8 protein-coding genes are annotated in these 10,749 nt (G+C 69.2%); 6 read left to right on the plus strand and 2 right to left on the minus strand.

Annotation, left to right across the window (positions count from 1 at the left end; translation table 11 throughout):
- Positions 1-65: 65 nt before the first annotated feature.
- A complete protein-coding gene (locus OG912_RS25800; protein WP_327711460.1) occupies positions 66-1,133 on the minus strand; it encodes a LacI family DNA-binding transcriptional regulator in 1,068 nt (355 codons plus the stop codon).
- Positions 1,134-1,515: 382 nt separating this feature from the next.
- Between OG912_RS25800 and OG912_RS25805 the strand changes: the two genes are divergently transcribed.
- The 5 genes from OG912_RS25805 (at position 1,516) to OG912_RS25825 (ending at position 7,545) form a co-directional block, all read left to right on the plus strand.
- A complete protein-coding gene (locus tag OG912_RS25805; RefSeq protein WP_326735830.1) occupies positions 1,516-2,793 on the plus strand; it encodes an extracellular solute-binding protein in 1,278 nt (425 codons plus the stop codon).
- Positions 2,794-2,814: 21 nt separating this feature from the next.
- Positions 2,815-3,831 (plus strand): carbohydrate ABC transporter permease, encoded by a 1,017-nt coding sequence (locus tag OG912_RS25810; RefSeq protein WP_327711461.1) that lies wholly within the window; start codon positions 2,815-2,817, stop codon positions 3,829-3,831.
- Positions 3,828-4,709: a sugar ABC transporter permease gene (locus tag OG912_RS25815; protein ID WP_326735828.1), complete on the plus strand. Its 882-nt coding sequence runs from the start codon at positions 3,828-3,830 to the stop codon at positions 4,707-4,709. Before OG912_RS25810 ends, OG912_RS25815 begins: the two co-directional genes overlap by 4 nt.
- A gap of 107 nt (positions 4,710-4,816) precedes the next feature.
- Positions 4,817-6,493, plus strand: a complete 1,677-nt coding sequence (locus tag OG912_RS25820; RefSeq protein WP_326735827.1) for a glycoside hydrolase family 13 protein — start codon at positions 4,817-4,819, stop codon at positions 6,491-6,493.
- The gene (locus tag OG912_RS25825) at positions 6,478-7,545 is read left to right on the plus strand and encodes a LacI family DNA-binding transcriptional regulator (RefSeq protein WP_326735826.1); all 1,068 of its coding nucleotides are present in this window, start codon (positions 6,478-6,480) and stop codon (positions 7,543-7,545) included. The genes OG912_RS25820 and OG912_RS25825 overlap by 16 nt, the downstream gene beginning before the upstream one ends.
- Positions 7,546-7,607: 62 nt before the next feature.
- Here the strand turns inward: OG912_RS25825 and OG912_RS25830 are convergent, their stop codons facing one another.
- Positions 7,608-8,432, minus strand: coding sequence for a hypothetical protein (locus OG912_RS25830; RefSeq protein WP_327713544.1), 825 nt, complete (start codon positions 8,430-8,432; stop codon positions 7,608-7,610).
- A 574-nt stretch (positions 8,433-9,006) separates the two neighbouring features.
- Here OG912_RS25830 and OG912_RS25835 point away from each other — a divergent pair.
- Complete coding sequence (locus OG912_RS25835) at positions 9,007-10,737, plus strand: carbohydrate-binding module family 20 domain-containing protein (RefSeq protein ID WP_327711462.1); 1,731 nt, start codon at positions 9,007-9,009, stop codon at positions 10,735-10,737.
- Positions 10,738-10,749 lie beyond the last annotated feature (12 nt).

A 10,749-nucleotide genomic window follows, 5' to 3' on the forward strand; every position in this document is an offset into this window, starting at 1 on the left:
TCTGCCAGATTTGCCCCCTCCGCCCGATGATCCTCCGGTGGGGAGCGGGTTGCACGTCCTGCGGGTTACGAACGCGCGTGGGATCCTGGAACAGCCGGGGCAGTGGAGGCCGCGCCGGGGCCGGGTCCTGCCGCTGTCGAGCCGCGTACGACCAGTTCCGGCATGAAGACGAACTCGCTGTGCGGGGCGGGTGTGCCGCCGATCTCCTCCAGGAGCGTGCGCACCGCGGCCTGACCCATCGCCGTCACCGGCTGACGGATCGTGGTCAGCGGCGGGTCGGTGAACGCTATGAGCGGGGAGTCGTCGTAGCCGACCACCGAAAGGTCGCGCGGTACGTCCCGGGAGAGCCGGCGGGCGGCGCGGATCGCACCGAGCGCCATCATGTCGCTCGCGCACACCACCGCCGTGCAGCCCCGCTCCATCAGCGCGGAGGCGGCGGCCTGGCCGCCCTCCAGCGTGTACAGGGAGTGCTGGATCAGCTCTTCCACCTGGTCCGCGGTGAGGTTCAACTGCTCCTGCATCGTGGCGTGGAAGCCCTCGATCTTGCGGAGCACGGGAACGAAGCGCTTCGGGCCGACCGCCAGGCCGATCCGGGTGTGGCCCAGCGACACCAGGTGCGTCACCGCGAGCCGCATCGCGGCCCGGTCGTCCGGTGAGATGAACGGCGCCTGCACCTTGGGGGAGAAGCCGTTGACCAGCACGAAGGGGACGCCCTGGGCGCGCAGTTGTTCGTAGCGCTGCATGTCGGCCGAGGTGTCGGCGTGCAGTCCGGAGACGAAGATGATGCCGGAGACGCCCCGGTCGACCAGCATCTCCGTGAGCTCGTCCTCGGTGGAACCGCCGGGCGTCTGGGTCGCCAGTACCGGGGTGTAGCCCTGTCGCGTCAGCGCCTGGCCGATGACCTGGGCGAGCGCCGGGAAGATGGGGTTCTCCAGCTCGGGCGTGATCAGGCCGACGAGTCCCGCGCTGCGCCTGCGCAGACGTACGGGCCGTTCGTAGCCGAGGACGTCGAGCGCGGCAAGGACGGATTCGCGGGTGGTCGCGGCAACACCGGGCTTGCCGTTCAGTACACGGCTGACCGTCGCTTCGCTGACCCCCGCCTGAGTTGCGATATCGGCAAGCCGTGCGGTCATGGGACTGGACTGTACCGGGCGTGCGTCGGATTGCCCACCATCGCCGGGAATCGGGCGACAGCGCCCGCGCGGGCCCTTGTGCGCACGGGTAGGAGCCGGCGGCCCCCTCGCCCGACAGCAACGTCTTGCAAGGTCTTGCGGGGCGGGATTGCGGGTTGCAGTCAGATCGTCGCACTGCGGAATCGGGCGTGGTCGCCCGCTACTGCCAGGGATCGGGTGCTCCCGTCAAGAGGCTTGACGGCAACCGTGAGGACACGCGAATGTAACGATCGCCGGAGCTTGCAGAAATCTTCCGCAAACTCTTTCGGCCTTCTTTCATCCTTGTTACGTTCACGTCGACCCGGCGCCGCGACGGAGCGGTACGGCAGTTGAAGGAGTTCAGATGCGACGTGGCATAACGGCCACCGCCCTGGTCGCGGCCCTGGCGCTCGCGGCGACCGCCTGCGGCAGCGATGACGACAGTTCCAACGGCACCTCCAAGAGCTCCGGCGAGCTCTCCGGCACCGTGACGTGGTGGGACACCTCCACCGCGGGCAGCGAGGACAAGGTCTTCAAGAAGATCGCCGAGGGCTTCGAGAAGGAGCACCCGAAGGTCGACGTCAAGTACGTCAACGTGCCTTTCGGTGACGCCCAGAACAAGTTCAAGAACGCGGCCCAGTCCGGCTCCGGCGCCCCCGACGTGATCCGCTCCGAGGTCGCCTGGACGCCCGAGTTCGCGGACCTGGGCTACCTCGCCCCGCTGGACGGCACCGCCGCCCTGGTGAAGCAGGACGACTTCCTGAAGCAGGCCGCCGCGTCCACCAAGTACAACGGCAAGACGTACGCGGTGCCGCAGGTCATCGACTCCATGGGCATCTTCTACAACAAGAAGATGTTCAAGGAGGCCGGCGTCGAGGTTCCGAAGTCGATCGACGAGCTGAAGACCGTCTCGAAGAAGATCAAGGCCAAGACCGGCAAGACCGGCTTCTACCTGCGCGGCGACGACGCGTACTGGTTCCTGTCCTTCCTGTACGGCGAGGGCGGCGACATGGTCAACGCCGCCGACAAGTCCGTCACCATCGACAACGCGGCCGGCGTCAAGGCCATGACGGTCGTCAAGGACCTCGTCGACTCCGGTGCCGCGAAGACCGACGCGACGGACGGCTGGGAGAACATGCAGTCGTCCTTCAAGGACGGCGACGTCGCGATGATGATCAACGGCCCGTGGGCCGTCGCCGACACGTACACCGGCAAGGAGTTCAAGGACAAGGCCAACCTGGGTGTCGCCCCGGTCCCGGCCGGCTCCGCCGCGCAGGGTGCCCCGCAGGGCGGTCACAACCTGGCCGTCTACGCCGGTTCCAAGAACCTCGACGCCTCCTACGCCTTCGTCGACTACATGACCTCCGTCAAGACGCAGGCCCAGGTCACCAAGGAGCTCAACCTCCTGCCGACCCGCACCTCGGCCTACGCCGAGGAGGCCGTCGTCGACAACGAGATCGTCGGCTTCTTCAAGCCGGTCGTCGAGAGCGCCGTCGAGCGCCCCTGGATCCCTGAGACCGGCAGCCTCTTCGCGCCGCTCGTCACCGAGTACACGAAGGTCCTCACCGGCCAGACCTCCCCGGAGAAGGCGGTCAAGACGACCGGCGACTCCTACCGCAAGCTCCTCAAGGGCTGGAAGTAACCCAGGAAGGCAGGCCGACTGATGGCTGTCCACACCAGCCAGTCGGTGGCGAAGGCCGCGGGCGACGACGTCGCCCGCGGCCGGAGCCGCGGTACTGGTAACCCCCCGCCCCCGAGCAGGCTCCGGCGGGCTCTGTCGACGCACTGGTACGCATGGACCATGGTCGCGCCCGTCGTGATCGTGATCGGCGTGATCATCGGCTATCCGCTGGTCCGCGGCATCTACCTGTCGCTGACCGACGCCAACGAGCGCAACGTCGCGCGGTCCATCGGTGTCAACCACATGCCCGCCACGTACGAGTTCGTGGGCCTGGACAACTACACCGACGCGCTCACCGGCGACCAGTTCCTCGGCACGCTCGGGTGGACCCTGGTGTGGACGGTCTCCTGCGTGGCCATCACCTTCGCCCTCGGCCTGGTGTTCGCCAACATCCTGAACCGTAAGATCGCCGGACGGTCCGTCTACCGGATGGCGCTCATCCTGCCCTGGGCCATCCCCGGTTTCGTCTCCGTCTTCGCCTGGCGCTTCCTCTACAACGAGGACCGCGGGCTGCTCAACAAGTTCCTCTCCGGCGGCGGCTTCGGCGGCATCGACTGGCTGGGCGATCCCACCTGGGCGAAGATCTCCGTCATCGTCGTCAACGTGTGGCTCGGTGTGCCGTTCATGATGGTCGCCCTCCTCGGCGGGCTCCAGTCCATCCCCAGCGAGCACTACGAGGCCGCGGAGATGGACGGCGCCACCGCCTGGCAGCGCTTCCGCCACATCACGCTGCCCGGACTGCGGCCCGTCTCCACGACGGTGATCCTGCTCTCCACCATCTGGACCTTCAACATGTTCCCGGTGATCTTCCTGCTGACCGGCGGCGGACCCGGCGACGCCACCCAGATCCTGGTGACCCAGGCGTACAAGTTCTCCTTCGAGATCAGCCCGCGCGACTTCGCGCAGTCCTCCACGTGGGGCGTGCTGATCCTCGTACTCCTGATGCTCTTCGCCGCCGTGTACCGGCGAGTCCTCCGCACCCAGGGAGACGACTGGTGACCACCACCGCACCCACCCCCACCGCGCGCCACTCCGCGCCCAAGGTCCGGCTGCGCGGCGAGCGTTCACCGCTGGCCTCCACCGCACTGCACCTGACGCTGATCGTCGCGTCCGTGATCGCGGTCTTCCCCGTGCTCTGGGTCCTGCTCACCTCGCTGAAGCCCGCCGAGCTCGCGACCACCACGGACTTCTTCAAAGAGACGACGTTCGAGAACTACACGAACCTGCTCCAGAACACGAAGTTCCTGACCTGGTTCGGCAACTCGGTCGTCGTCGCGGGGCTCACCACGCTCATCGGCGTGTTCGTCTCCGCCTCCACCGGCTACGCGGTCAGCCGCTTCCGCTTCCCCGGCAAGCGCGGACTGATGTGGACGCTGCTGATCACCCAGATGTTCCCGGTCGCCGTTCTCATCGTGCCGATCTACAACATCATGGCCGGGATGGGGCTGCTCAATAAGCCGGCCGGTCTCGTCATCACCTACCTCACCATCTCGGTGCCGTTCTGCGCCTGGATGATGAAGGGCTTCTTCGACACCATCCCGCGCGAGATCGACGAGTCGGGCCAGGTCGACGGCCTCACCCCGTTCGGCACGTTCTGGCGGCTCATCCTGCCGCTGGCCAAGCCGGGCCTCGCCGTCACCGCGTTCTACTCCTTCATCACCGCCTGGGGCGAGGTGGCGTACGCCTCCGCGTTCATGGTCGGCGAGGACAACCTCACGCTCGCGGGCGGACTGCAGCTGTTCGTCAACCGGTACGGGGCCCAGTGGGGTCCGATGACCGCCGCGTCCGTGCTCATCGCGATACCCGCGGCCCTGGTCTTCCTGTTCGCGCAGAAGCACCTGGTCACCGGCATGTCCGCCGGAGCCGTCAAGGGCTGATTGTCCGCTGCAGCACGGCCGTACGACCCTCACGCACCAGTCACGGTGGCGCCGGCATCCCGACCCGGTCCCGGCGCCACCCCCCACCCAGACACCCCAGGGACGACATGACCCAGCACCTCGCTGCCCCCTCCACCGGCACGTCCGACGACGCCCCGGGCCACCGCACCGGCTGGTGGCAGGACGCGGTGATCTACCAGGTCTATCCGCGCAGTTTCGCCGACGGCAACGGCGACGGCATGGGCGATCTCGCAGGCGTCACCGCCCGGCTCCCGTACCTCAGGGACCTCGGCGTCGACGCGGTGTGGCTCAGCCCCTTCTACGCCTCCCCGCAGGCCGACGCGGGCTACGACGTCGCCGACTACCGGGCCATCGACCCCATGTTCGGCACCCTGCTGGACGCCGACGCCCTGATCCGGGACGCCCATGACCTGGGCCTGCGGATCATCGTCGACCTGGTGCCCAACCACTCCTCCGACCAGCACGAGTGGTTCAAGCGCGCGCTCGCCGAGGGCCCCGGCTCCGCCCTGCGCGAGCGCTACCACTTCCGCCCCGGCAAGGGTGCGAACGGCGAACTCCCGCCCAACGACTGGGAGTCCATCTTCGGCGGCCCGGCCTGGACCCGGACCACCGACGCGGACGGCACGCCCGGCGAGTGGTACCTCCACCTCTTCGCGCCCGAGCAGCCCGACTTCAACTGGGAACACCCGGCCGTCGCCGACGAGTTCCGCTCGATCCTGCGCTTCTGGCTCGACATGGGCGTCGACGGCTTCCGGGTCGACGTCGCGCACGGGCTCGTCAAGGCCGAGGGACTGCCCGACCTGGGCGCGCACGACCAACTGAAGCTGCTCGGAAACGATGTCATGCCGTTCTTCGACCAGGACGGTGTGCACGAGATCTACCGCAGCTGGCGCACCATCCTCGACGAGTACCCCGGCGACCGGATCGCCGTGGCCGAGGCCTGGACCCCGACCGTCGAGCGCACCGCCAACTACGTGCGCCCCGACGAGATGCACCAGGCCTTCAACTTCCAGTACCTGGCCACCGCCTGGGACGCCGCCGAGCTGCGCGCCGTCATCGACACCTCGCTCAACGCCATGCGTCCGGTCGGCGCCCCCACCACCTGGGTGCTCTCCAACCACGACGTCACCCGGCACGCCACCCGCTTCGCCAACCCGGCCGGCCTCGGCACCCAGATCCGTACCGCCGGCGACCGCGAGCTGGGCCTGCGCCGGGCCCGTGCGGCCAGCCTGCTGATGCTGGCGCTGCCCGGCTCCGCGTACGTCTACCAGGGCGAGGAGCTCGGCCTGCCCGACGTCACCGACCTGCCCGACGAGGCCCGCCAGGACCCGTCGTTCTTCCGGGCCGAGGGCCAGGACGGCTTCCGCGACGGCTGCCGCGTGCCGATCCCGTGGACCCGCGAGGGCAGCTCGTACGGCTTCGGAGACGGCGGCAGCTGGCTGCCGCAGCCCGCCGGCTGGGGCGAGCTGAGCATCGAGGCCCAGGCCGGCGTGGCCGGCTCCACCCTGGAGCTGTACCGGGCCGCGATCGCCGCGCGCCGGGTGCACCCGGGACTCGGCGCCGGAACCGAGGTGGAGTGGCTGGACGGCCCCGAGGGCGTACTGGTCTTCGCCCGCCCAGGCTTCGTCTGCACCGTCAACACGACGGGCGCCCCGGTCCGCATCCCCGTGCGCGGCAGCGTCCTGCTGTCCAGCACCCCGGTCCAGGCCGACGGCGCCGAGATCGAGCTGCCGGCGGACACCACGGTGTGGTGGACGGTGTGAGTGTTCCCCTGCCGCGAGGCCCCGGCACGGGCGGCGCGCTGAGACTGTCGGACATCGCCGGCCAGGCGTCCGTCAGTGAGGCGACCGTCAGCCGGGTGCTCAACGGCAAGCCGGGCGTCGCGGACACCACGCGCCAGCGGGTGCTCGCGGCGCTCGACATCCTGGGCTACGAACGGCCGGTACGACTGCGGCAGCGCAGCGCCGGGCTGATCGGACTGGTGACGCCCGAGCTCACCAACCCGATCTTCCCGGCGTTCGCGCAGTCCGTCGAGCAGGTCCTGGCAGGGCACGGCTACACGCCGGTGCTCTGCACCCAGCTGCCCGGCGGCGCCACCGAGGACGAGCTCGTCGAGCAGCTCGTCGAACGCGGCGTCGGCGGCATCGTGTTCCTCTCCGGACTGCACGCCGACACCTCGGCCGACCCGGCGCGCTATGCCGCGCTGACCGACCGCGGTGTGCCGTTCGTCCTGATCAACGGCTACAACGAGCGGATCAGCGCCCCGTTCGTCTCACCCGATGACAACGCTGCCGTACGGATGGCCGTCGGCCATCTCGCCGAACTCGGCCACCGCCGGGTCGGCCTGGCCATCGGTCCGCAGCGCTATGTGCCCTCCCGCCGCAAGCGGGACGGGTTCGTGGACGCCGCGGTCTCCTTGCTGGGCCTGGACCGCTCCGACGCCGAAAACCTGGTCTGTTCCACGCTGTTCAGCGTCGAGGGCGGCCAGGTGGCGGCCGGTGCGCTGCTGGACCAGGGGTGCACGGGCATCGTCTGCGGCAGCGACCTGATGGCGCTGGGCGTGGTGCGCGCCGCCCGGGACCGCGGGCTCGACGTGCCGCGTGACGTGTCCGTGGTGGGCTTCGACGACTCGCAGCTCATCGCGTTCACCGACCCGCCGCTGACCACGGTGCGCCAGCCCGTGCAGGCGATGGCGGCGGCCGCGGTGGGCGCGCTGCTGGAGGAGATCGGCGGCAGCCCCGTACAGCGCACGGAGTACGTGTTCCAGCCGGAGCTGGTGGTACGGGGGTCGACTGCGGCGCTCCGCAGCGCCTGAGGAAGCGCGTGATCGGGGCCGGGTCCGGAGGGGGGACCCGGCCCCGACGCGTGCCCCGGCCCTCAGTCCTGCCCGTCGCCCTCCTTGAAGAGCCGCACCGTGCTGAGGATCTGGCGGATCGTGGTGTCGGACACCTCGTCGGGCACCCCGTGCGCCCCGATGTAGGTCCACGACACGAAGTCGCCCGCCGCGTTCTTGAAGGCGAAGGTCATCGCCTTGCCGTCGCTGTCGCACTTGTTCTTCTTCGGTGTCCCGGACGACGTGACGGTCACGAGGCTGCCCTCGACGCCCGACTTCGTACGGTACGACTCGGGTTCACCGATGCTGAGACGGGTCCTGTCGGGCTGGGTGTAGGCGCCGTAGACCCAGGTCTTCGCGGTGTCCTCGGCGGCCTCGGCGGCGCTCTTCGAACCCTTCTCGCCGGTGGTGCCCGTCGAGGCGAGCGAGGTGTCCTCCTTGTTGCCGTCCTTGTTGTCGTCGGACGTGCACCACTTCTCCTTGAGGACCGCCGGGGCCATCATCGCGACCAGCGGCTTCTCCTCGGGGTCGTCGTCCTCCGCGACGTAGCTCACCCAGCTCGCGGACTGCCGCGCCCAGGAGGCGGGCACGTCGAAGGTGATGCCGCGCTTGGCGTTGACCACGGTGTTCCAGCCGGGGACGAGCGGGCCCGAGCCGGCCTCGGCCGCGGACCGGTCGGAGCCGTCGGAGCTTGCCGGGCCCGTTGCCGCGGGCTTCGCTTCGGCCGGGTCGTTCCCCTTGCCGCCGTCGTTGTCGCGGAGTACGAGGAAGCCGGTCACCCCGCATGCCACGACGACGGCCGTGGCAGCGGCCACGACGGTGATCGTGGTGCGGTTCCCGGGGCGGCGGGGCGGCTCGGGGGTGCCCATGCCGAGTGTGGGTGCGGCGTGCCGGTCCGGGCCCGGCCGGCCGGGCTGCGCGGGAGTCGAACCGGGGTGTTCGTTTCGCGGGTTGGCCCGGTCGGGGGGCGACTGCTCTCCATGCCACATGGAAGATCAGTCTAGTTGGCCCCGGCAGGCCGGTTCGGCGATGCGATTCCTGTCGTGCGGCGGTCCGCCACGCACAGGAGAGGCCCCGAGACCGGCCCGGATGGGCCGGCGGGGAAGCGGCCTCGGGGCCTTTCCGGTGGTGTGACCGGTCCGGCCGGCCGGGCGCGTGGGGCCCGTGGGTGACGGGACCCCCGGCCGACCGGACCGGAGTCGGGAGAAACTTAACAGCGCTGCAATGTCTTGCGTAAGACCTTGCAGGAAGAAATCTCCAGCATTTCGCGGATGTGAGCAGCTCATGTCCAAAGGGTTGACCGGAACCTGACGGGCTCGTACGGTCTCCCCGCGGCAAGGTTTGCATTCTTGCAGCAAGAACATTCAGAAGCCTTGAGGGCAGGGCGCGTTGCCGTATGAGGCTGCACCGTCACCCGCATTTCCCCCACCGCAGGAGGAAACAATGGCCAGCAGACCCTTGTCTGCCGCGCTCGCGCTGATAGCCGGCGCCGCCGCCCTCGTGGTCCCCGCCACGAACGCACAGGCTTCCGCCCCCGGCACCAAGGACGTCACCGCCGTCCTCTTCGAGTGGAAGTTCGACTCCGTCGCCAAGGCGTGCACGGACTCCCTCGGTCCGGCCGGCTACGGCTTCGTACAGGTCTCCCCGCCCCAGGAGCACATCCAGGGCGGGCAGTGGTGGACCTCGTACCAGCCGGTCAGCTACAAGATCGCCGGACGGCTCGGCGACCGCACCTCCTTCGCCAACATGGTCAGCACCTGCCACAGCGCGGGCGTCAAGGTGGTGGCCGACTCGGTCATCAACCACATGTCGGCCGGTTCCGGCACGGGCACGGGCGGGTCCTCGTACAGCAAGTACGACTACCCCGGCCTCTACTCGGTCAACGACATGAACGACTGCCAGTCGAACATCAACAACTACGGCGACCGCGGCAACGTCCAGAACTGCGAACTCGTGGGCCTCGCCGACCTGGACACCGGTGAGGACTACGTCCGCGGCAAGATCGCCGGATACCTCAACGACCTGCTCTCGCTCGGCGTCGACGGCTTCCGCATCGACGCGGCCAAGCACATCCCCGCCGGTGACCTCGCGAACATCAAGTCCCGGCTGAGCAACTCCGGCGTCTACTGGAAGCAGGAGGCGATCTACGGAGCCGGTGAGGCCGTCTCGCCCGACGAGTACGCCGGCACCGGCGACGTCCAGGAGTTCCGCTACGCCCGCAGCCTCAAGCAGGTCTTCAACAACGAGAACCTCGCCAACCTGAAGAACTTCGGCGAGGGCTGGGGCTTCATGTCCTCGTCCAAGGCCGCGGTCTTCGTCGACAACCACGACACCGAGCGCAACGGCGAGACGCTGAACTACAAGGACGGCGCCAACTACACGCTCGCCAGCGTGTTCATGCTGGCCTGGCCCTACGGCTCGCCCGACGTCCACTCCGGCTACGAGTGGTCCGACAAGGACGCCGGCCCGCCGAGCGGCGGCACCGTGAACGCCTGCTTCAGCGACGGATGGAAGTGTCAGCACGCCTGGCGCGAGATCTCCTCCATGGTCGGCTTCCGCAACACCGCGCGCGGTGAGTCCGTCACCAACTGGTGGGACAACGGCGGCGACCAGATCGCCTTCGGCCGCGGCTCCAAGGCGTACGTCGCGATCAACCACGAGGGCTCCTCGCTGACCCGGACGTTCCAGACCGCGCTGCCCGCCGGCGACTACTGCGACATCCAGTCCGGCAACGGCGTCACGGTCAACGGCTCCGGCCAGTTCACCGCCACGCTCGGCGCCAACACCGCCCTCGCCCTCCAGACCGGCGCCCGCACCTGTGCCGGCGGCGGCACCGACCCGACGGACCCGACCGACCCGACCCACCCCGGCACGGGCACCTCCGGCGCCTCCTTCGGCGTCAACGCCACCACCCAGCTCGGCCAGAACATCTACGTCACCGGCAACCAGTCCGCCCTCGGCAGCTGGAACCCGGCGTCCGCGCTGAAGCTGGACCCGGCCACGTACCCCGTCTGGAAGCTCGATGTGAGCCTGCCCGCCGGTACGTCGTTCGAGTACAAGTACGTCCGCAAGGACGCGAGCGGCAACGTCACCTGGGAGAGCGGCGCCAACCGCACAGCCACGGTGCCGTCCTCCGGCAAGGTCACCCTGACCGCGGATGTCTGGCGGGGCTGAGGTCTCTCCGTG

Origin of the sequence: Streptomyces sp. NBC_00464 (genome assembly GCF_036013915.1) — a bacterium.
GTDB lineage: Bacteria > Actinomycetota > Actinomycetes > Streptomycetales > Streptomycetaceae > Streptomyces.

Coding starts and splice junctions, on each gene's coding strand:
- OG912_RS25830 (WP_327713544.1), bottom strand. CDS start 8,432: ATGGGCACCCCCGAGCCGCCCCGCCGCCCCGGGAACCGCACCACGATC.
- OG912_RS25820 (WP_326735827.1), top strand. CDS start 4,817: ATGACCCAGCACCTCGCTGCCCCCTCCACCGGCACGTCCGACGACGCC.
- OG912_RS25835 (WP_327711462.1), top strand. CDS start 9,007: ATGGCCAGCAGACCCTTGTCTGCCGCGCTCGCGCTGATAGCCGGCGCC.
- OG912_RS25805 (WP_326735830.1), top strand. CDS start 1,516: ATGCGACGTGGCATAACGGCCACCGCCCTGGTCGCGGCCCTGGCGCTC.
- OG912_RS25800 (WP_327711460.1), bottom strand. CDS start 1,133: ATGACCGCACGGCTTGCCGATATCGCAACTCAGGCGGGGGTCAGCGAA.
- OG912_RS25810 (WP_327711461.1), top strand. CDS start 2,815: ATGGCTGTCCACACCAGCCAGTCGGTGGCGAAGGCCGCGGGCGACGAC.